At 38.0% G+C, this 24,238-nt stretch carries 14 protein-coding genes; 12 read left to right on the forward strand and 2 right to left on the reverse strand.

What is annotated here, in order from left to right:
* Positions 1 to 250 precede the first annotated feature (250 nt).
* Positions 251 to 3,784: a bifunctional 2',3'-cyclic-nucleotide 2'-phosphodiesterase/3'-nucleotidase gene (locus H0184_RS07620; RefSeq protein WP_260631490.1), complete on the reverse strand. Its 3,534-nt coding sequence runs from the start codon at positions 3,782 to 3,784 to the stop codon at positions 251 to 253.
* A gap of 509 nt (positions 3,785 to 4,293) precedes the next feature.
* Between H0184_RS07620 and H0184_RS07625 the strand changes: the two genes are divergently transcribed.
* From H0184_RS07625 to menC, 4 genes are read left to right on the forward strand one after another with little or no spacing between them, the layout of a single operon-like run.
* A complete protein-coding gene (locus tag H0184_RS07625) occupies positions 4,294 to 5,148 on the forward strand; it encodes a MurR/RpiR family transcriptional regulator (protein WP_221823126.1) in 855 nt (284 codons plus the stop codon).
* A gap of 40 nt (positions 5,149 to 5,188) precedes the next feature.
* A complete protein-coding gene (locus tag H0184_RS07630; protein ID WP_221823127.1) occupies positions 5,189 to 6,571 on the forward strand; it encodes a YjiH family protein in 1,383 nt (460 codons plus the stop codon).
* A gap of 16 nt (positions 6,572 to 6,587) precedes the next feature.
* Positions 6,588 to 7,397: a GNAT family N-acetyltransferase gene (locus tag H0184_RS07635; RefSeq protein WP_221823128.1), complete on the forward strand. Its 810-nt coding sequence runs from the start codon at positions 6,588 to 6,590 to the stop codon at positions 7,395 to 7,397.
* Between the two features lie 15 nt (positions 7,398 to 7,412).
* Positions 7,413 to 8,522, forward strand: a complete 1,110-nt coding sequence (gene menC / locus H0184_RS07640; protein WP_221823129.1) for an o-succinylbenzoate synthase — start codon at positions 7,413 to 7,415, stop codon at positions 8,520 to 8,522.
* Positions 8,523 to 8,596: 74 nt separating this feature from the next.
* On the opposite strand, the gene H0184_RS07645 is transcribed toward menC, so the two are convergent.
* Complete coding sequence (locus tag H0184_RS07645; RefSeq protein WP_221823130.1) at positions 8,597 to 9,274, reverse strand: YesL family protein; 678 nt, start codon at positions 9,272 to 9,274, stop codon at positions 8,597 to 8,599.
* A 268-nt stretch (positions 9,275 to 9,542) separates the two neighbouring features.
* Between H0184_RS07645 and H0184_RS07650 the strand changes: the two genes are divergently transcribed.
* The 8 genes from H0184_RS07650 (at position 9,543) to H0184_RS07685 (ending at position 24,199) form a co-directional block, all read left to right on the forward strand.
* Positions 9,543 to 12,386 (forward strand): glycoside hydrolase family 3 protein, encoded by a 2,844-nt coding sequence (locus H0184_RS07650; RefSeq protein WP_221823131.1) that lies wholly within the window; start codon positions 9,543 to 9,545, stop codon positions 12,384 to 12,386.
* A gap of 80 nt (positions 12,387 to 12,466) precedes the next feature.
* Positions 12,467 to 14,803 carry a glycoside hydrolase family 95 protein gene (locus tag H0184_RS07655; protein WP_313771731.1) on the forward strand — a complete coding sequence of 779 codons (2,337 nt, stop codon included), beginning with the start codon at positions 12,467 to 12,469 and terminating at the stop codon, positions 14,801 to 14,803.
* A gap of 39 nt (positions 14,804 to 14,842) precedes the next feature.
* Positions 14,843 to 16,873, forward strand: a complete 2,031-nt coding sequence (locus H0184_RS07660; RefSeq protein WP_221823133.1) for a beta-galactosidase — start codon at positions 14,843 to 14,845, stop codon at positions 16,871 to 16,873.
* A gap of 161 nt (positions 16,874 to 17,034) precedes the next feature.
* Entirely contained in the window at positions 17,035 to 18,822 is a 1,788-nt protein-coding gene (locus H0184_RS07665) for a cache domain-containing sensor histidine kinase (RefSeq protein WP_221823134.1), read from the forward strand.
* Positions 18,815 to 20,362, forward strand: coding sequence for a response regulator transcription factor (locus tag H0184_RS07670; protein WP_221823135.1), 1,548 nt, complete (start codon positions 18,815 to 18,817; stop codon positions 20,360 to 20,362). The genes H0184_RS07665 and H0184_RS07670 overlap by 8 nt, the downstream gene beginning before the upstream one ends.
* A gap of 152 nt (positions 20,363 to 20,514) precedes the next feature.
* Positions 20,515 to 21,480 (forward strand): ABC transporter permease, encoded by a 966-nt coding sequence (locus H0184_RS07675; RefSeq protein WP_313771732.1) that lies wholly within the window; start codon positions 20,515 to 20,517, stop codon positions 21,478 to 21,480.
* 45 nt (positions 21,481 to 21,525) lie between these two features.
* The gene (locus H0184_RS07680) at positions 21,526 to 22,407 is read left to right on the forward strand and encodes a carbohydrate ABC transporter permease (protein ID WP_221823491.1); all 882 of its coding nucleotides are present in this window, start codon (positions 21,526 to 21,528) and stop codon (positions 22,405 to 22,407) included.
* Between the two features lie 130 nt (positions 22,408 to 22,537).
* Positions 22,538 to 24,199, forward strand: coding sequence for an ABC transporter substrate-binding protein (locus H0184_RS07685; protein WP_221823136.1), 1,662 nt, complete (start codon positions 22,538 to 22,540; stop codon positions 24,197 to 24,199).
* Positions 24,200 to 24,238 lie beyond the last annotated feature (39 nt).

Below are 24,238 nucleotides of genomic sequence, written 5' to 3' on the forward strand. Positions count from 1 at the left end.
CATATCAGCGGAGATATTCCGCTTAACTGCTTCAAATAAGACAAATTACAAGGATTTAGAAACAATAAGCGGAAAAACTCCGCTTATTATTAAGGAAATATAGGTATTTCCCAATTTAAACGGAAAAACTCCGCTTATTTTTCAAACACAGTAAAATCAAAGCAGAGCCTATTATTAAAAAAGTAGCCAGCAAATAAAAAAAGCCTAACAAAGAGAATTTTCCGCTTTGTTAGGCTGCTTTTAATAACTATTAAGGTGTTACTTTTTTTATACGTCCTTCTGCTTTGTATTCAAATGGTGATGGAAGAGTTTTTACATATTCCACCGTTGCTTCTAAGTCTTCAGTACCTACTTCTAAGCCGGATGCCAAAGCACTAATTCCATAGCCGGCATTACCGTACATATAGTTGTTCATTACAACGGAGTATTCTTTAGCAGGATCAATTTTGCTGCCATCTGGCAAGATGATGTCGACAACCTTACCAGTACCTGTAGCAGCATCGTATGTGTAAGTATACTTAAATCCGGCAATATGGAAATCAAGACCGCGTGCTGTAATCTGATTATTTAACACTACTTCTAAATCAGCACCGCTTAGGTATGTCTCATTTAATACATTCCCAAATGGTTGAATAGCGAATAAATCCCCGAAAGTTACTTCACCAGCGTCAAGCTGTGAACGAACGCCGCCGCCATTCATTAGGGCGAAATCTGAGTCCATAGCTGCTTTCATGCCATCAGCAATTAAATTGCCAAGACCATTGTCAGCAAACTCTCCAGCTGTTGACGGATACCCTTTAGCTAAGGTTGTTGCAGAGTTTCCTACTACTTCTGCTTTCTGTGGAGCAACTAAATCCTCGTACTTTTTCATAATCGCTGAAACTACAGGATCGGGAGTGTAATCGGATTGATATACAGTTACTACTTCAGCTTCTTTTTTGACAATATCTCCTGTTTCAGGGTTAATTACTAAATCCACATCAGAGAATGCTGAACCATAAGAATAAGCTTGAACGATTAACTTGTTATCTACTACTTTATCATTGAAAACATGGTTATGAGCAGCAAAGATAACATCTACTTCATCATCTACTGTTTCAGCAATTCTTGAAGCGTCAAATCCATCAGTGTAGCCGTCTTGACTTGCAGGATTATGCGCTAAAACTACGATTGCTTCAATCCCTTGTGCTTTTAACTCTTCTGTCTGCTTATTAATTGCAGCAGCTTCATCAGTAATTAGAAGATTTTCATTTCCTTTTGTTACTATCATTTCTGGAGTTTCTTGTGTAACGACCCCGATAAATCCGATTTTTTGACCAGCAACTTCTTTAATTTCATATGCTTTACCTGTAATTAATTCACCTGTTGATTTATCAAAAGCATTAGCTGCGATAACGGGGAAATTCATTCCGTCATAGTCTTCAGTAGCTTTTCCAGATGAATGCTCACCACCATTGATCATACGTTGTAATTCGGAAATCCCTTCGTCGAATTCATGATTTCCAAGTGTACCGACATCCATGCCGATTGCTTCCAAGACTTCAACCGTAGGCTCATCCTGGAATAATGCTGACACTAGCGGGCTGCCGCCAATCATGTCACCAGCATGAACTACTAATGTGTTCTCGTTTGTAGCTTCACGCTGCTTGATGGCTGCAGCTGTGTATTCCATGCTGCCAGCCAATACATCTAGTCCATCTCTTTTTACTTTTGTATCCGTATCCAACTGACCGTGTAAATCGTTTAATCCAAGAAGCTGGATATTAACAGGTGTAAAACCAATGTCCAATTTGAAAATTCCAAATCCAGAAGCATCTGTTTGCCCAGTATAAGAAATGTTGCTTCCTTCATTAAGGTACTTTTCAGCTGCTGGTGATGTTGTAAAGGTAACGTTCACATCTCCAGGGATTGGAGCAATGGACCAGTTGTTATCAGCTGTTGGAGTGATTTCCTTCATCTCCGTGATATAGTCCATCAAAATTTGACGGTTTTCATCAGCAGAGTCAACCACTAATTCGCTTCCTTTTACTCCAGGGAAGTTACCGCCTCCGCCAGCACGATAGTTATTGGTAACAACAATAAAATCTTGGTTTGGATCCACAGGCTGACCGTTAAAAGTTAAGTTCACTACACGGTTTGAATCTGGGTTAATAATATTTCCAGCTGGGTCGTACTTAGCCGGAGCAGTAACATCAATTTGATATTGAACTCCGTCAATAACGTCAAAGTTATAAACGGCGAAAGCTGGATTTAATAATGCTTGTTCTTCCGTTTTAGAAGGGTCGATTGTGTTGAACTTCCCAGCGGTCATTTCAATCCACTCTTTTACTACAGAGCCTTTCACCTTAATAGCCTTCAATGTGTTGTCATACAGGTATAAGTCCCCGGCACTGCGGATGGTTAAATCACCTGCTTGGATTTCAGTGTATTCTGCCACTCCGTTACGTCCTGCTTTAAAAGGTGCCCCTACAGAAAGGATTGGCAGGTCCTGATATTCAGGCTTACTTTGGGCAATGTATTTTTCTACATACCATTTTTGTGCATTTGTCACCACTTGGATCGAAGGATCATCTTGTACGAGTGAGAAATAGCTGTGTATGTCGTCAGTTGTCTTACCGATAGGAGTATTTACATACTCCACAGTTGCTTCATGATCTGCCTTAACGGCGTCGACGATAGATTGAACAGGTTTCACGGAAGAAATATCACGTGTTTGAGATTTTGAGCTTACTACTGACCATTTCCCTTTTTCCTTTTTCAAAGAAAGGTCAATAATACCTAAAGAACCGCCGCCGTAACCAGCCTGAACTGCTGGAACTCCGTTAATCGTTCCTTTCTCATTGTCTACACCATCTAGTGGCTGACCGTCAGCTCCCTTGAATAAACCGTCAAGTGATTTAATGTCTTTTGCAGGGAACAGTTTGTGAGTATGCGAGAAGGTAATCGCGTCAATACCATTTACTTCACTTAATGCATAAATGACATCTTCTGAACTGTTTTTATTACCGCTAAATCCAGAGTGAGTCATGGCAACAATAACATCTGCTCCTTCTTCTCTCATTTGCGGAATAAATTTCTTTGCACTTTCAACAATGTCTTTGGTAATTACTTTTCCGTCAAGATTGGCCTTGTCCCACTCGTTAATTTGAGGAGGAACGAACCCGATAAAACCAACTTTAATAACATGTTTTTTTCCTTGTTGGTCCACTACTTTTTTGTTAATGATTTTGTAGGGAGTAAATTTATTCTGGTCATTATCTGGATTCATATCATGGTCATCTACATAAACGTTTGCATTGACGTAAGGGAAATTGGCATCATCATATGCTTCTTCAAGATAATCGAGACCATAGTTAAACTCGTGGTTACCTAATGTAGCAATATCATAGTCCATCTGGTTCATTGCTTTAAATACAGGGTGAACTTCTCCGTCTTCAAGCGGATCAATTTTTGCCTTATACGTTCCTAATGGAGTCCCTTGAATTAAGTCGCCATTATCAACCAATACACTGTTTGCTGCTTCAGCACGGGCAGCTTCTACAAGAGCTGCTGTACTAGCTAAGCCAACTTTCAGGTATTCTGCATTTTTGTAATAGTCATAGTTTAATAGATTTGTATGTATATCTGTAGTTTCCATAAGCCGTAGATCTAAGACAGGACTTTTGTCTGTTTTCGGTGCTGCGTTTACTTGTGTTGCTGAAAAGAATGGAGATGCAAGAAGTGTTATAGCTAGAGATGATGATAATATACTTTTTGCATTACGTAATTTACTCTTTTTCAACATGTTCACTCTCCTAGTAATATAGTATTTATAACTGCAAAAAATAACAGAATCCCCTAGCTATATAAAAAAGAACACGAGCGTAGGTGTGCCTAGTCAGGATATTAAGTACAAACCTTCGTTTTAGTATTATTTTTTTTCTATAATTTTGGGACATTCCTTCCTAATAATAAAAAAGTTCTATCTATTACGTAAGGGGAAGAAGTCTTAGGTCTATAGGTGGTATAAAATATGGAGGTATTCTAATTTAATAGTCTAATTTAATAGTCTAATTTTACCAACTAGCAAGAATGTATAAATATAATATTTTTAGGGTAAAAATACAAATTTATCTTGCCTGTGAAGTATTTTATGCTGTATTATTCTATCTATGAAGTTTTTCATTCGGTTTAGCAATGTGGTTGTTCTAGAACTAAAAATAACTTTTAAATGTGTGAGATATATATAAATTAGTTGCGTATGAAGGAGTTATATATGAAGTTTTTCCTTCTTCGGCATTGTGAGGGGAAACTATGGATGATTTATCATTAAATCAATTAATCAAAGAGAACTTTTCATCCTTATCACCTGGTCAAAAAAAGGCAGCTGAATTTTTTGTTCAGCATGTCAATGAAGCGGCACTAATGACGGCCTTCCAGGTTGGCAGAAAAGTTGGTGTTAGTGAAACCACCGTGATTCGGCTTGCATATGCCCTAGGCTTTAGCGGCTTTTCACAAATGCAGGAGAAACTTCGTAAAGATTGGCTTTTGAGTAAGTATCCAAGTAATGAACAAGGAACGTCCTCAATGGAGGAGGTTTCTGAAAACCAGCTATTTTCCAGAGTGGTAGAACAGGAAAAAAGTATATTGGAGCAGATTCTGCAGCAATTGAACACGAAAGAGGTTTGGAAAGCTGCAGATGAAATCATTAAGGGTGATTGCGTCTATATTGGGGGATTTGGCAGCTCCTACAGTGCTGCCTATTGGTTTTATTACACCCTCAAACAAATGAGAGAAAACGTATGTATATCTACACCATCGGGTTTACTGCTTGAGGATATTTCAGACTTAACTGAACAATCAGTTGTAGTGATGTTTTCTTTTCCGCGTTACAGAAAAGAATCTCTTAAGCTAGTAAAATTTGCGCAGCAACAAGGCGCTAAAATTATAGCAATTACCGACCGCCAGTTATCACCAATTGGCCAGATTGCAAAAATCACCTTAACAACAGAAGAACAGATGGATTCTGATTATCACTCGATTGCGTCTGTTATCACCTTATTAGAGATTTTAATCGCGGCCATTCAACATCAGGACATCGTGAGCATTAGCAGACGCCAGAAAAAGTTGGAACAACTCTATGCAGACCAAGGATTATTTTTAGAATAAATTCACGTTGCATAAAACAAACAAATAAGGGGGAAATCAAATGAGTGGCTTTTCTAAGGAGTTAACAGCAGGGAAAGAAGTACCTGCGAAATCATATTCGGATTATTTAAAGTTTATTATTCCTTCATTAATAGGAGTTATATTGTTTATGATTCCGTTTCAAGCGGAAGATGGTATCACTATCCCAGTCGCATACCTGGCAAGCCAAATTAATGCACTATTGGGTGACACCATTCCGCCCATCACAGTTGCAGTTATTGCTTTATCGGTGATTGGTTCTTTTATTGCTGTAGTATTTAAACCAAATTTTATTATTACAAACCATTTTTTAAATAAACTGCTGAATGTTAATAAGTTTTGGCTGACTGCACGATTTTTGGGTCTAATCTTTGCAGCTATTACACTATTTGGAATAGGACCTGAAATGATTTATTCAGAAAATACGGGGGCACTTTTAATCTACGACTTAATGCCGATCCTATTTACCACCTTTTTATTGGCCGGTTTCTTACTGCCGCTTTTATTAAATTTTGGTTTGCTTGAGTTTTTTGGGGCGTTATTAATAAAAATAATGAGACCTGTATTCAATTTACCAGGCCGTTCATCATTAGACTGTTTAGCTTCATGGGTAGGGGACGGAACAATCGGAGTACTGCTGACAACTAAGCAATATGAAGATGGCTATTACACAAAGCGGGAAGCAGCAGTCGTTGCAACCACTTTCTCTGTTGTATCGATCACGTTTACAATTGTTGTAGCCCAATATTTAAACCTTGGTGAATATTTCATTCATTATTACGCAACGGTTGTCTTTGCAGGGTTAGTGGCAGCAGTAATTATGCCGCGCATCCCGCCGCTTTCTAGAAAATCAGATACTGGATACGATGGTGTAGAATTTAAAGTTGAACAGGCTATTCCTTCTGAATTTTCTCCTGCTCGCTGGGGATTAAACCAAGCTGTAAAGAAAGCACAAACAAACACAAGTGTCTCCCAGGTAATTAAAGAGGGAATTGGCAATGTATTGGATATGTGGATGGGAGTTCTGCCAATCGTTATGGCGATTGGAACAACCGCATTGGTGATTGCGGAATATACACCAGTGTTCACGATTATTGGAAAGCCATTTGAGCCTATTTTAGCATTCATGCAGGTTCCAGAAGCGGCAGAAGCGGCTCAAACAATGGTTGTCGGTTTTGCAGATATGTTCTTGCCTGCTGTAATCGGCAGTGGAATTGAAAGTGAAATGACTCGATTTATTATTGCCTGTGTTTCTGTAACACAGCTCGTTTATATGTCTGAAATGGGCGGCTTGCTTCTTGGTTCTAAGCTTCCGATTTCGTTCAAAGATTTAGTGCTTATTTTCCTGCTGCGTACCATTATTACATTGCCAATCGTAGTACTTATTGCGCATATTATTTTTTAAAAGAGGAGGCATCTTTTTGAAAAAAGAGGATGTATCGTCAACTATAATTAGTACGATTGAAACCATTGAGGGACTTGAAGCTGTACGGAAGCTAGAGGAACTCATCTGGAGTAAGGAAGAAGCTGTACCTGTGAATCAAACGATGGCCGCTGTGAAAAACGGCGGCTTCGTTCTAGGTGCTTTTTTCGAACAACAACTGATTGGATTCCAATATAGTTTTCCAGGTTATGACGGGGAAAATATCTATCTTTGCTCGCATTCCTTAGGCATTCATCCGGAATTTCGAAAGTACGGAATCGGTGAAAGACTGAAGTGGGCGCAAAAGGAAACCGCAGCGGAAATAGGCTACAATCTAATCACATGGACATATGACCCACTTGAAACCGTGAATGGGTATTTAAATTTACATAAGCTTGGTGCGGTCTGTTCTACTTACTTGGAAAATGTTTATGGGGAAATGGATGACAAGCTAAATGCTGGAATTCCGTCTGACCGCTTTTTAGTAGAATGGGTGCTAAACGATTCGAAAAAAAGAAGTAAGTCTGACATCGAAATGGATTATCCAAGGGCAATTTTAACGAGTATAAGGGATGGCTTTTCAATACCAGAGAAAATGGATTTGAATCACAAGAGCCAAACCCTTCTTGTACCTGTACCGGGTAATTTTCAAGAATTGAAAAAGTACAGCTTGTCCCTTGGGATAGCCTGGAGGGAGTACACTCAAGCTGTTTTTAAACATTATTTCAGCATGGGCTGGAGAGCGGTAGACTTAGTAAAAGATTTGGAAAATCCTAATCTTTACAATTATCTCTTACAGAAAAAGTAATGAGGGGATATCAAAATGGAGATTAAAAGCATTGTGTTAAGACATATAAAAATGGATCTATTGAATCCTTTTACAACAAGTGTGGGGACTGAGTATGACAAAGACTTTATTCTGGTAGAAGTTAAATCAAAGAGCGGCTTATCCGGATGGGGTGAGTCAGTTTCCATTATTGAACCCATATACAATGAAGAAACTGTGAAAACAAATTTGCATATTATGAGTGACTTTCTAATTCCGCTTTTACTAAAAGAGCCAATTCAGCATCCAGATGAAGTCTCAGAAAGATTTAAGCCTATCCGTGGGAACTATAATGCAAAAGCTGCCCTGGAATGTGCCGTCTGGGATCTATACGCAAGAGAACAAAACATTCCACTTGCAAAGGCACTTGGCGGTGTAAAAGATAAAATTGAAGTTGGAGTGAGCGTCGGTATCCAGGAATCGGAATACAAGATGCTCCGCCAAATTGAAGGATATCTAAAAGCGGGATATAAAAGAATAAAAGTAAAGATTAAGCCTGATTGGGATATTCATATCCTAAAATCTATTCGTGCACAGTTTCCAGACGTCCCGCTAATGGCAGATGCCAATTGTGCCTATACGCTTGATGATACTGAACATTTAAAACAATTGGATCAGTTCAATCTAATGATGATTGAACAACCCCTGGCATGTGATGATATTATTGACCATTCAAGACTGCAGGCAAGTATGCAAACTCCCATCTGTCTTGATGAAAGCATTCATACAGCAGAAGATGCGAGAAAAGCTATAGAGCTCGGAAGCTGTAAAATAATGAATCTAAAAATTGGGCGTGTTGGCGGATTAACAGAGTCAAAAAAGATTCATGACTTATGTTTGAAAAACGATATTCCGATGTGGTGTGGCGGCATGCTTGAGGCAGGAATAGGCAGAGCTCACAATATTGCGATCACATCGCTGGCTAACTTTACGCTTCCAGGAGATACGGCTCCATCTTCTCACTACTGGAAACAGGATATTATCAATCCTGAAGTTGTCATGAATGACGGATATATTCACGTACCTGATCTCCCAGGGATTGGTTTTGAACCGGCTATTTCTAAAATTGACGATTTAACATTGTGTTCAAAAACGTTTCGCAGCTAAATCCAATAATGAAATAAAAAGAGAAAGAACTGTAGAGTAACCATCTACAATCTTTCTCTTTTTCAATGAAAATATTATTTCTGTACACTTAAAATAGTTGTAAATACTTTTTGATAGCCATAAAAACCAAGTATGGCAATAGAGGGGCCGATAAAGAGAATGATTAGAAAGGGAAGATAGCTAATACTAACAAAGAGAACAATGATGCAAATTACTACAATCCCGAAAGAGAAAATCGGATTTGCGATGGTAATAATCAGAACGTTTTTTAAGCTCTGTGTAAGTTTTGATTCTGTATGTACTGTATCTGAGAAAAAGTACAAAGTATAAAGAAACAAGAAGGCTAAAATAAATAAAACAATGTAATTTACAAAAGATACATCCGATTTGATGTATAAGTAATCAACTACCCCCACTAACCATAGGAAGGATAGGATAAATCCGCCGAAGAGACTCCGTTTATAATTCTCTTTATAAAACTTCCAGAAGGATGGAACAATTTTAATTTCCTCTTTCATGAACCACTTCCTAACAACTCCAAACATAGCCGCAGTGGCAGGAAATAACAAGAATGGTGATAAGACTACAATACTTAGGATGATCATAAGAACCTGACTTGTGTGTTCAACAAGGACAAGAAGCAAGCTTAAATAAGCTATAGGAAAAATAAAAACTAACCATGTTATATTTAAGGCAGCCAAATTCGTAATCCACTCAAAAACGGGCTGGATTCTCCCAAATACATTATTCAATGATTTCCACTCCTCTTCCATTCATCTTTTTTCAATAAACCACATAAATTTAACTTTGTAAATCTATTAATTTATTGGTCCTATTGACCAAATTATTCTTACCTTCTTTTATCTCTAAATTTCAATGGATTATTTCTATAATAATTAGGGTGTTTAGGTACCATGGAAAGGTGCTAGAGTTAAGATAGCGATTACATTTAATGTTTTCACTTTTGTAACCGTTTCCTACACGACATTATTAAAAATAAATAGCGAGGATGAGAAATAGATGGAAAGAATCGAAGAAAAAAAGATATATGAATTTCCCTTTCAAAATCCCGAAATACCATTGGAAACTAGATTAAATGATCTTCTTTCAAGATTAACATTAGAAGAAAAGGTTAATTTAATGTGTCAATATCAACCAGCAATCGACCGACTTGGAATAAAAGCACATAAACAGGGAACGGAAGCAGCCCACGGTATGGCCTGGTTAGGGAAGGCAACCACGTTTCCTCAGACCATAGGATTAGCATGTACGTGGAACCAAGAATTACTGAAGGAAGTTGGGGATGTCATTAGCAGTGAAGCCAGGGCTTTTCATAAGAAAAATCCAGAAGTCAATGGGTTAACATTATGGGCCCCCACTGTTGATATGGAAAGAGACCCAAGGTGGGGAAGAACAGAAGAGGCATATGGTGAGGATCCATATTTAACAGGAAAACTAACCGCCTCCTTAGTAAAAGGCATTCAAGGCGATCATCCGTTTTTCTTCAAAGCTGTTGCGACGCTAAAACATTTTCTAGCTAACAACAATGAGATTGACCGTGGGAGCTGTTCAGCAAGTATTGATCCTAGAAATATGCACGAATATTATCTGAAAGCCTTTGAACTGCCTTTTAAAGAAGGCGGTGCCTACTCCATGATGACGGCATATAACTCCATTAATGGGACACCGGCCATTCTTCATCCTTATGTCAAAGAAATCGTAAAAGAAAAATGGGGAATGAACGGATTCATAGTCAGTGATGCAGCAGATCTATTAGGGGTGGTAAGAGATCATGGCTATTATGATAATCATGCCCAATCGGCTGCTGATGCGATTAAAAATGGAATTGATAGTATGACAGATGATTTTGACGAAACCACAAAGGCAATATTCGAAGCAGTGGAAAGAAATTTAATCAATGAAAATGACTTAGATTGTGCGTTGAGAAATACGTTCAGGGTCCGTTTTCGGTTGGGAGAATTTGACCCAGCTGAAAATAATCCCTATTCAACCATTACTGAATCCATTATTTGTGATCATAAACACGCTGAAATATCGAATCGTGCCGCTAAGGAATCAGTTGTTCTGTTAAAAAATGAAAATAACATCTTACCATTAAGTAAGAATGCTCTTAAAAAGGTATCCGTCATCGGACCGTTAGGAGACATCGTTTATCGAGATTGGTATTCAGGAGATTTCCCTTATTCCACTACCCCTTACGAAGGAATAAAAAACAAGTTAGAAGGAAAACAAGTAACATTCCATAGCGGAAATGATAAGATCATGCTAAAACAGGGAACTGAGTTTATTGCTATAGGAGCAGAAGAAAACAGTCCGCTAATCATTACGAAGCAAGATAATCATGAAGCAGCAGTGTTTGAGCTATCGGATTGGGGATGGGGTAGATATACAGCCCGTTCCTTGGATAATGGTAAGTACGTAACCAGTGCTGACGATAAAAATATTGCGGCCTCTGCTGATGAAATCTATGGATGGTTTGTAAAAGAGGTTCTCCATTTTATTCCTGAAAGTGAAGGCAAGCTTACACTGTCAACTTGGAATAATCATGCTGTCACAGCAGGTGAAACCGGCAAATTACAGGTTTCTGAGGATAAAGAGAGCAGTAAATCACTATTACTGGAAAAAGAAATAATAGAAAATGGTCTGGAAGAAGCGGTTAAAGCAGCAAAAGAATCTGATGTAGCGATTGTATTTGTCGGAAATAATCCTGTTGTTAATGGCAAGGAAGAAATGGACCGGCCGGATATTACTTTAGCATTAGCACAAGAACGATTAATTAAAGAAGTATATAAAGCGAACCCTAACACCATTGTAGTTGTTGTTGGAAGCTACCCTTTTGCCATAAATTGGGTGGATGAAAATATCCCTGCCATCCTTTACACCTCACATGGCGGTCAAGAATTAGGGAATGCCATAAGCGATGTATTATTTGGTGATTATAATCCAGCAGGACGATTAAATATGACATGGTACCATTCTGTCAGTCAATTACCCAATATTTTAGATTACGACATTATTAAGGGTAAGCGCACATATCAGTACTTCGATGGAGATGTACTCTATCCATTTGGCCATGGAAAATCATATTCAAATTTCGAATATAGTAATCTTAGACTAAATGCCAGCGAAATAAATGAGCACGAAGGAGTAACACTAAGTGTTAACGTGAAAAATCAGGGTACCCTTGATGGTGATGAGGTCGTACAATTATACTTCCGTTCACTAGATTCACGATTCCAAAGGCCGCTTAAACAGCTAATTGGTTTTAAAAGAGTTTCAATCAAAGCTGGAGAATCACAGGAAGTACAATTTACCATAAGTGCAAGCGAACTAAGTGTTTGGGATGTTACAAGGGATAAATATTGTGTGGAATCAGGACTATATGAGTTATTGGTTGGTAAATCATCCTCTGATATACAGCTGCAGGAAGTAGTAAAGGTAAATGGAGAAACCATACCTTTACGAAATCTCTACGTGAATACAAGAGCAGAAAACTATGATGATTATAATGAGACTGTCATCGATGAGTGTAAAGAAGGCGGTCATTCCGTCCAGATGAAACCAGGATCTTGGATTATGTTTTCCGATGTAGATGCTAGCAGAGGCTTACAATCGATTGAGGTTCGTGCTGCCAACCAATCGGAAAAAGCTGAGATTGATATTTATCTAGGATCTCCTGAAGGAGAAAAGATTGGCCAGCTGGCGGTCCATAACACAGGAGGTAGTCAAAGCTGGCATACCGTAACAGGACCAGTTGCATTACCTGAAGATGCCGTAAATACCAAGATTTATTTTGTAAGTAATGGTGAGATATTGATTAGTTATTTCCGTTTCATTGCTTAGTTTAGAGACTAGGACTATAAAGGTGAGAAGGTCAGGCAGGCAGTCATGCCTACTGACCTTTTCAAATTAGAGGTGAAATAGTGGAAACCGCCAAAAATAATGATTTGAAATTATGGTATACAACTCCTGCCTCGAAGTGGGAAGAAGCAGTGCCTATTGGAAATGGACGATTAGGATCCATGGTCTTCGGAGGTGCAAAGTATGAAAGAATTCAGATGAATGAAGATACACTGTGGTCGGGGGAACCAGGAGCAAAGATAAATAAAAATGCCCTTCATACATTAGAGAAGGCAAGAGAGCTTATTTTTAAAGGTGAGTATTCCGAGGCTGAGCAGTTAATAGAAGAGAATATGGTTGGAGAAGATTGTGAAGCGTACCAGCCTCTAGGTGATTTAATCATTGAACATATATGTGAAGGAGCTGTAACAAGCTTTCGGCGTGAATTGGACTTACAGACTGCGGTTGCCTTGACTGAATATCAGAATAAGGAGTATACGTATCGCAGAGAAACATTTGTGAGTTACCCTGATCAGGTTCTTGCTATAAGGGTTAGAGCTGAAGGTCCCAGCGGTCCTGCAATACACCTGAGAGTTCAGCTGGACTCATTACACCCTCATGGAATTACAGAAACCCACAACGAGCTCATTCTGAAAGGAAATAGCCCTATTTCCGTGAAAAACCCTGGTGAGATTTTATACGATGAGCATCGAGGTTTAAGGTTACAAATTCATATGCTGGCAGCTAAAGGGAACATATCATTCGCAGATGGAAAAATGGATATTACCGGTGAGAATGAAGTTATATTACTGCTGACTGCTAAAACAAATTTTACAGCCTTTAATGAAATTCCCAGCCATGATTTAAGCATCATTGAAAATAAGTGTGAGACGATTTTAACCACAGCAGCAACAAGAGATTTTGATGCATTAAAATATCGTCATATTGAGGATCATCAAGCCTTATTTAATCGCGTTTCTCTAGTTCTAAATGGAGAGGAACAATATAAAGAATTGCCTACAAACGAAAGACTGGAACGTTATAAAAGTGACCGGAATGATATTTCGCTGGAGGCGTTGTATTTCCAGTATGGACGATATTTGTTGATTACATGTTCTCGACCCGGTACTCAGGCAGCAAATCTCCAAGGAATATGGAACCCATATATCCAACCGCCTTGGAACAGTGACTATACGACCAATATCAATACGGAGATGAACTATTGGCCAGCAGAAGTATGTAATCTAACAGAATGTCATGAACCACTATTTACTATGATTGAAGATTTATGTTTAACAGGAGAAAAAACAGCAAAAGAACTATATGGAGCAAGGGGTTTTGCGGTTCACCACAATGTTGATTTATGGAGGATGTCTACTCCTACATCGGGGCAAGCTTCATGGGCTTTTTGGCCAATGGCAGGGGCTTGGCTGACAAGTCATTTATGGGAACACTTTTTATTCACTAGAGATGAGAAATTCCTTAAGGAAAAAGCCTACCCCTTGATGAAAGGCGCAGCACAGTTTTGCTTAGATTGGTTAATAGAAAGCCCAAATGGATACTTAGTCACAAATCCATCAACATCACCGGAAAATAAATTTCTATCCCATAATGGTAAGCCAACAGCTGTTTCTTATGCCTCAACAATGGATGTAACGTTAATTAGAGAGTTATTTCAAAATTGTCTAAATGCAGGTCATCGATTAAGCATTCAAGATGATTTCACAAACGAGCTCTCCCATGCATTAGAAAAGCTGGTGCCATTCAAGATTAATTCTAATGGACGTTTGCAGGAATGGGTGGAGGATTTTCCTGAGTATGAACCTGGTCATAGACATGTATCCCATTTATATGGATTATACCCAGGCAGCCAGATTAATCATAAAGAAACCCCGAATTTAGTTGAGGCAGCACAAAAATCCTTAGCCTTCCGCTTAGAGAACGGCGGCGGGCATACCGGCTGGAGTTGTGCTTGGCTTATAAATCTATTTGCTCGTCTTCACGATGATAGAAATGCACATTTATATGTACAAACATTATTAGCACGTTCCACACATCCGAACCTTTTCGATGATCATCCTCCCTTCCAGATTGACGGCAACTTTGGCGGGACTGCAGGAATCGCAGAGATGCTCGTCCAAAGCCATTTGGGGGAAATTGAACTTTTACCTGCATTACCCGATGCATGGAGAAATGGTAAAGTCAGCGGCTTAAGAACAAGAGGTGGGTTTGAGGTAAAGATAGAGTGGGCTGAAGGCAGACTAAAAAGAGCAGAAATAACATCAAGTAGTCAAAACCAGCTAAAAGTTTCATACAAGGGCAAAACAATAAAAATGGAAAAAGAAGATGGTACTGTCGTAACAGCTAATGAGCTGACATTAGGGAAGAATGAAAAAATCAAAGTAATGGCACTGGAGTAAAAAGTGGTGCTTGTAAACCTGTAGATGAGGAGTGAAGGTATGATTAGTACAAAAATCTCAAAAATGATTTATGGCGGAGACTACAACCCAGAACAGTATGACCGAGACACCATGTATGAAGATATAAGGATGTTTAAAAAGGCTAACATTGACTTTGTTCGAGTCAATATATTTGCGTGGGCAGCTTCTCAAAAGGACGAGGTTACCTATGACTTTTCCTGGTTAGATGAAGTGATTGACACGTTATATGACAATGGGATTCAAGTTGGGATTGGAACAGGAACAGCCGCCCATCCAGCCTGGATGGCTAAGAAGTACCCTGATATCCTTAGGACTGAATTTGATGGAAAGAAAAGGAAGTTTGGCGGCAGGCATAACTCATGTCCAAACAGTCTTACCTATCGAAAATATGCATCTCTGTTTGTTGAAAAACTAGTTGCACGTTATCAAGATCATCCGGCTGTACTGCTTTGGAATATATCGAACGAATGGGGCGGCGCCTGCTATTGCGAAAATTGTGAGAAGGAATTTCGTGTTTGGCTAAAAAAGAGATACGAAACATTAGATAACGTCAATAAAGCCTGGAATACCAGCTTTTGGGGACATACGTTTTACGATTGGGATGAAATTGTAACACCAAATCTTTTAAGTGAGCACTTCGGTGAAAGGCAAACGATGTTTCAAGGAATTTCATTAGATTATGTCCGGTTTAATTCTGATAGTATGTTAGAATGCCATAAAATGGAATACGAGATCATAAAAAAAGCTGTACCGGAAACAATTGTAACTACAAATATTATGGGAGCTTATAAACCTTTAGATTACCAGAAATGGGCCCCTTATATGGATGTAATCGCTTGGGATAATTACCCATCAATGGATACACCCGTCAGTTATACACCCATGATGCATGATTTAATGAGAGGGTTAAAGAATGGAGAACCCTTTATGTTAATGGAACAAACACCAAGCCAGCAAAATTGGCAGCCCTATAACTCTTTAAAACGTCCAGGAGTGATGCGCTTATGGAGTTATCAGGCAGTTGCTCATGGGTCTGATTCCGTTCTATTTTTCCAAATGAGACGTTCAAGGGGAGCCTGTGAAAAATTTCATGGCGCTGTGATTGAACATGCTGGACACGAAAATACGAGAGTTTTCCGTGAAGTAGCAGAACTCGGGAATGAACTTGTTCAATTAAGTGATAGGTTATTAGATTCAAGAGTTATTGCTAAAGCAGCGATTGTATTTGACTGGGAAAACTGGTGGGCGGTTGAATATTCAAGTGGTCCGTCCATAGCATTGAAATATGTAGATGAAGTTCATAAATACTACAAAGCATTGTTTGATATGAATATTCAAGTTGATTTGGTAAGTGTAGAAGCAGATTTAACTCCATACAAAGTTGTCATCGCACCCGTTTTGTATATGGTAAAGCATGGTTATGCTAAAAAGATAGAGGAATTTGTAGAAAATGGCGGAGCATTTTTAACAACCTTCTTCAGTGGAATCGTAGACGAAAATGATCTTGTCGTGCTAGGGGGTTACCCTGGTGAACTTCGTAAGGTATTAGGAATATGGTCAGAAGAAATTGATGCACTTCCTCCCGAACATAGTAATAAGATTGTGATGGAGAAGGAATATGGAAATTTAAAGGGGACCTACGCGTGCAATCTGTTATTTGATCTTATTCATTCTGAAGGTGCGGAGATAATAGCTTCGTACGGGGAAGATTTCTATCAGGGCAGACCAGCGGTAACAATGAATAAGTTCGGCAAAGGGCAGGCATGGTATATTGCCTCAAGCCCTGATCAAGCATTTTTAGCAGACTTAATGGATGGAATTGCCGAAGAGAAGGGAATAAAAAATGAAATTGCAGCAAACAAACTTGGGATAGAAATAACAAAACGAAAAAAGGGAGATAAAGTTTTTATTTTTGTATTAAATCATACTAATGATTCTGTAAGTGTTGAACTGCCAGGTATTAGAGGTGTCAATCTATTAACCCAAAGCAATGTAGTGGAATCTATTGAACTAGGTTCATTTGACGCAGCTATTATTGAACAAGAGTAAGGGGAAAAACGGAGGGGCTATTTAACTAGCCTCTTTGGGTAGAGGAGTTTTTTTATCACCAAAATAATTGCTAATCTTATAAACTACTATAGAATAAAAAATATACTTGATAGGTTAAGAATTAAAGCGCTTACGCGTAATTGTTTTGGTGGTGCAATTTTATGAGGAAAATTAAAAACTATTTTAATAATATGAAGCTCCATTCTAAGCTAGTATTTTCATTTATCATCGCTGTTTTCATTCCACTGCTCATTGTTGGTTCTTTTTTAACGCACGAATTAAGATCGAATGCTCTCTCTGAGACAAAAGAACAAGTGTCTTCAGATTTAGAAAGGGTTAAAAAGCGGACGGCTGAGACATTAGAAAAGGCGATTTATGTATCCAACAATTTAACCTTAGATAGTGAGCTAAAGGAATTAGTTAATACACAATATCACACCATTCATGAGGTCGTTTCAGCCTATAATCAGTATCGTAAATTTGAAGAATACCTTAAAACGTATCAAGAAATTTCAAATATACGTGTTTATACAAAGAATGAAACGATGTTAAATAACTGGAGGTTTATGCCGGAATACACGATTAATAGAGAATTTTGGTATCAATCAGCTAAAGAGGCTCATGGATTAATAGGTTGGTATTATATTCCTGATGAGACGAAAAAGAATCGGAAATACTTAAGTTTGGTTCGTAATATAAACTACCACGATTATGATACAAATGCGGTGCTTGTGATCAATGTGAACAATAATCATCTGTCGGATATACTCAGCCAAGAACGAACGCCAGTGATGATTCTAGATGACAATGACTATATTGTAGTATCTAACCGAAATAAATTTATCGGAAAAAAGATTGATGAAGTAGTTAAGATCGATATCCCCCCTAGTGAATGGTCGGGTACATTTACTGGAGAAGTGGATGGAGAAGAATCTGAGGTAATCGTCGATAATTTATTACCAGAGATTAGTTCTAATAAGGTAAGGTTCGTTTCCGTCATACCTAAGAAGATTATTATGGGTGATGCCAATCGATTTCTCCTGTTGGGCTTTGTTGTAATCGGATTCAGTTTAGTTATTGCTGTTATGTTAATCTACTTCTTCTCAAAACTTCTAGCCAACAGGTTCCTAAGACTCGGAGAACAAATCGATACGATTTCAGATGGTAATTTGACCGTTGATATCCATGTGGATGGGGAGGATGAGATAGGGCTATTATCAAATCAGATAAATCATATGGTAGGTAATATTAAAGAGCTAATAGACGAAGTGGAGAAAGCTCATATCAAAAACAACATTTTAGAGAAGCGTCAACAGGAAATTAAACTGAAGATGATGGCAAGTCAAATCAACCCTCACTTCCTTTTCAATGCCCTGGAATCGATTAGGATGAAAGCTCATATGAAAGGTGAAAAGGAAATTGCAGGGGTAGTCAAGCTGCTCGGAAAATTAATGAGAAAAAGCATATCTGTTACAGGTGAAATGGTACCGTTACAAAGTGAAATAGACTTAGTTAAGTGTTACCTGGATATTCAGAAGTTCCGTTATGATGATCGATTATCCTATTCATTAAATATTGACCCCTTAACAGAAAATATTTTAATACATCCTCTTATCATACAGCCTCTTGTAGAGAATGCAGTACTTCACGGTTTAGAAGACCAATCGCATGGGGGAACGGTAGAAATTACAACAACGATGATAGAAGAGGAATTACATGTAATGGTTTCAGATAATGGCAAAGGTATCAGTGATGATCAATTGTTATCAATTAACAAGATACTAGAAAAAACAGAGGATAATAGAGGAAATAGAATTGGCTTAGTGAATGTGCATCAAAGGCTTACACTTACATTTGGAGACAGAAGCGGTCTATCCATTAAGAGCAATCCTAATAGTGGGACGAAGGTGTCATTTGTCTTACCAGTAAGGGGGAATAATCATGTATAACGTGTTAATAGTTGATGACGAGCCGATAATCCGAGAAGGTATGAAAACACTTATACCGTGGGAAGAGTATGGTTTCCAAGTAATCGAAACAGCAAGAGATGGGAAAGAGGCTTTAGAAATATTCAGGGTAAATGAAATACACCTAATCATCGCCGATATACGGATGCCAAGGATGAGCGGTATAGAACTGATTGAAACAATTAGAAAAGAGGATGTAAAGGTACAGATTATTATTTTGAGTGGATATGCCGATTTTGAATATGCCCAAAAGGCTATAAGAGAAAATGTAGCAGGTTATTTATTAAAACCTGTTGAGGAAGAGGATTTGATTGGCTTTATTCAACGAATTAAGCTGAATTTTGACAAAGATCAATCAGAGAAACAGGTAAGGACAGTCAGTTTACAGGAAGTCAGACACACTTTATTACAGACAATTATTGACGGTAATGAACAGGTGCCTATTGAGGAAGTATATGGGGATATCTCTGAACTTGGATTGGATGGAAGATTTTATCAACTGGTGATGATAAGACTGTTTCACAATACGAACTTAGAACTTGAGGATTTTAAGCAGCTATTAGCACAAGAGCTTGAAGAGAATTGGGGCTATTTATTTATTAAAGATCAATATCTTTGTATCTTGCTAAAGAACATGAGACCAAGCCTAAAATCTTATAACGAACTCTATGAAATAGTGATAAGTTATCTTAAAAACTCATCGATTGGGATGTGCCTAAGTGAAGTCTTTAATGAGGTTAGCTCTTTAGGGACAGAGTATAGGAGTACAAAGAATAGACTGGATTTTCAATTTTTTTATAAAGAGACAAAATTTCTTAGAAGTGACTCAGAACTAGTTTTTCAACCTAATAAGGATTACCTGCAAGATATGACGTCAAACGAATTTCCAGTGCATTCCTTTGCAGAAAAGTTATATTTTGCCCTTGATGCGTTAAATGAAAAAGCAATGAAAGATGAAATTATAAATGCTGCTCAAAGTATGATCAATAACAATCATAGTGAAGAGAAAATAAAAATTAATTATGTACGCTTATTATCTCTAGTTTTTAGTAAATGTTCGGTAAATAAGCCCGAGCTTGGCGAGACATTATCTGATGTAAATGCTGAACTGCACAAAATAAATAGACAACCTACCATCAATTCATTACTAGAGTTTATTTATCATTTATTAAATAAAGTGATTGCTAGTCTAAATGTTGGCGATTATGAAGACCAGCTAAAAAAACTTGTGGATTTCATCCATCGTAACTATCAAGAAAATCTAAAGCTTGAAAGTTTAGCTAAGGTATTCGATTATAATAGTGCCTACTTGGGTAAGATTTTCAAAAACCATACCGGGGAATATTTTAATACCTATCTAGATCTAGTTAGAATGGAAAATGCAAAGAAATTATTATCATGTGGTATGAAGGTATATCAGGTAGCAGAAAAGGTTGGTTACTCTAATGTAGATTATTTCCATAATAAATTTAAAAAATATATTGGAATGTCTCCGAGTAATTTTAGAAAGGAAAAGCTGTAACGTACACGTTTCTATCGGTGTACGTTCTTTTTTTATGAATGTTTGGCAGACTTATATCAAAATTTTATATGATTTTTGTTTCAATTTGTTAGGTATTATGACAACTATGAATGCGTTATCATTGGTATATAAGTAAGAAGGAGGTCTAATGGGTGAAAGCGGTTACTAGCAATGAGAGAACAATGACTATTATTCAAAAACCGAAGAAAAAGAGCTTCTGGAAAACATTTGTACAGCAAAAGTATTTATATTTAATGTCTGTCCCTTTTGTCCTTTTAGTTATTGTTTTTAATTATTTTCCTTTGTGGGGCTGGTCAATGGCCTTTCAAAATTATAAGCCAGCTCTATCTCTTTTCCAGCAAGAATGGGTTGGGTTCGAACATTTTATAGAACTGTTTTCAGACGAACGGTTTTATCGGGCACTTAGAAATACACTTGGTATGAGCCTGCTTGGTTTAACGGTTGGTTTTGTAATGCCGATTATCTTTGCGGTCCTGTTAAATGAAGTACGGTTGTCCGTATTTAAACGGACAGTCCAGACCATTACTTATTTGCCTCACTTCGTATCCTGGGTGGTTGTTGCGGGTATCGTGACCAAAATGCTCTCTACGGATGGCGGCGTGATTAATGAAATGTTAATAAGCTTAGGCATTCTCGATAAACCTGCCCAATTTATGGCAGAAGGTACGTATTTTTGGAGTATTGTCGTAGCTTCTGATATTTGGAAAGAGATGGGATGGAATGCGATCATTTTCCTAGCTGCAATCTCAGGAATTGACTCCCAGTTATATGAGGCAGCAAAGGTAGACGGTGCAGGACGGTTGAGACAAATTTGGCATGTAACGCTTCCAGGTATTAGGCCAACGATACTCGTTTTATTAATTCTAAATATCGGCCATTTGACAAGTATTGGGTTTGAGAAACAAATGCTGTTAGGGAATAACTTAGTCGTTGATTATGCAGAAGTACTAGACTTGTATGCATTGAATTATGGAATCGGGTTAGGCCGGTTCTCATATGGGACTGCGATTGGCATATTTAACTCTGTTATCAGTATTATTCTATTATTTGTGGCCAATGGAATTTTCAAGAAATACTCAAACTCCAGTGTAATGTAAGGAGGAACAATATTGAGAAGACATACTACACTTAGCAAAACAGTAATGAAAGATCGTTTGTTTGATAGTTTTATATATATCTATCTGCTCTTTATTTCGGTAATCACTCTATATCCTTTTTTAAACGTATTAGCCATTTCCCTGAATGAGTCACTAGATACTGTTCGAGGCGGTATTCATATATGGCCAAGATCGTTTACATTGGACAATTATAAAGAAATATTCCAATACGATAATTTGATTACAGGATTTATAAACTCAGCTTCTCGTACTATTATTGGGACAATCCTAGGAGTGCTTTCTTCTGCTATGGTTGCATACACACTAAGCCGTGCAGACTTTCAAGGCAGGAAATGGTTCTCAACCATTATTGTCCTGACGATGTATTTCTCAGGCGGGCTGATTCCCGGTTACATGTTAATCAGGGATTTAGGATTAATTAATAGTTATTGGGTTTACATTATCCCTGGTATTGTAAATGCCTTTAATATTATCATAGTTCGGTCCTTTATTGATGGACTTCCCTATGCTTTGCAGGAATCAGCAAAGATTGATGGGGCAAATGACTTTACAATCTTCTGGAAAATTATCATGCCATTGTGTAAGCCTGTTTTGGCAACGGTTGCATTATTCGTTGCAGTTGGGCATTGGAACTCCTGGTTTGATACGTATTTATACAACAGCATGAATGAGAATTTAACTACCTTACAGTACGAATTAATGAAAATCTTACAAAACACGTCAATGGGAAGTACAGATCCGAATTCGATGAAAGGGATGACAGCGGATCAATTAAAAACATTTGTTTCTCCTGAATCAATAAAAATGGCCATTTCCATTGTTACGATTGTACCTATCTTAATCATCTATCCTTTTGTTCAAAAGTATTTTGTGCAAGGAATGACGATTGGCGCAGTAAAAAGTTAGGGTGATAGTAAGGATACCTTGTTACTAAAACGTAACTGCAGGGGGTGATTGGAGAAAGGAAGGTAAGAGTATAGGTGATATAACGATTCGTCGATGTAAAATCCAATAAGAGACTATAGGGGGATATAACATGAAAAAGCGTATGAGCAAAATTACTTTGTTATTAGCTGCTTGCTTTGTACTAATTGTTTCTGGCTGTACAAGTAAGTCTAATAGTGAAGGTGAGAAAAATAAAGAAGGGCTAACAGAGTTCACATTATTCAGTGCTGATCCACATTCCCAATGGGATGATATGGGCAGCCCTGTCAGTAAAGTAGTAAAAGAAAAAACAGGAGTAACATTAAAACCTGAATTTGACGTAAATGGCGGAGACCAAAAAATTGCCTTAATGGTTGCAAGCGGCGAATACCCAGACTTAATCACTCCCAAAGGCGGAGCAGGAACATTAGTTGAAGCAGGTGCACTTATCGATCTTACTGACCTTATAGAAGAGCATGCTCCAAACTTGAAAAAAATCTATGGCGATTACATGAACCGTTTAAAATGGAGCAGTAAAGACGAATCAATCTATATTTTGCCAACCACTCCAGTAGATACACAATATTTTAGTCCAGGCCATGGTGTTGGACTACAGCACTCAGTAGTAAAGGAATTAGGATTTCCTGAGATCAAAACGCTAAAGGATTATGAAAACGCGATTAAACAATATAAAGAAAAGTACCCAGAAGTAAACGGGCAGCCTACAATTGGATTATCATTACTCGCAGATGATTGGCGTATTATGATTTCTACCACTAATCCAGCTTTCTGGACAACAGGAGTATCAGATGATGGTGAATTCTATGTTGATCCTAAAACATATGAAGCCATCTTCCATTACAAACGTCCGGAGGAAAAAGAGTATTTCCGCTGGTTAAACCACATGAATGCTGAAGGATTATTAGACCCTGAAAGCTTTGTTCAAAAATACGATCAATACTTAGCAAAATTATCTTCCGGCCGTGTATTAGGGATCATTGATGATGATTGGCAATTTGCTGAGGCACAGCGCTCATTACGTGAACAGGGGTTACATGACAAAATGTATGGACTATACCCTGCAACGTTAAACGAGGACATGAAACACGCAAATTTCCAAGATGCTGGCTACCTGGCAGGATGGGGTATTGGTATTACTGTTGATTGTAAAGATCCAGTAGCAGCGATTAAGTTCCTTGATTATCTTGCTTCAGAAGAAGGTCAAATGCTTCAAAACTGGGGTATTGAAGGGGAACACTACACAATCGAAGATGGTAAAAGAGTCATTTCTGACGAAGAAATGGATAAAAGAAATAACAATGCTAACTATGTAAAAGAAACGGGAATTGGTGTTCTTAAAGGATTTGCACCGTCATATGGCGATGGAGTTCTTGACTCCAATGGACAGACCTATACTATCGCTTCTCCAGAGCAAGTAAAAGATTCTTATACGGATGTAGAAAAAGAGGTGCTTTCTAACCTTGGCGTTGAAATGTGGAGAGATTTATATCCGCAAAAAGATGAATTCCCTGTAAAACCTTGGGGGGTTGCTTTTAATATCCAAGTTCCAAGTGATTCAGATCTAGCACTAATCGAACAAAAAGTACTAGATATCGTGAAGAAACGTATTCCAGAGGCCATTCTAGCAAAGCCTGCTGACTTTGATAAAATCTATGACAGCTTCTTAAAAGAAATTGATAAGGCTGGTGCAAAAGAAGCAGAAGCAATGCGTACAGAATTAATTAAGGAAAGAGTAGAGCTTTGGAATAACTAAAAACGGACTAGGAAAATAAGAAACAAAATAAGAGACCCG

This window comes from Neobacillus niacini (genome assembly GCF_019749295.1).
Taxonomy (GTDB): Bacteria; Bacillota; Bacilli; order Bacillales; family Cytobacillaceae; genus Neobacillus; species Neobacillus niacini_D.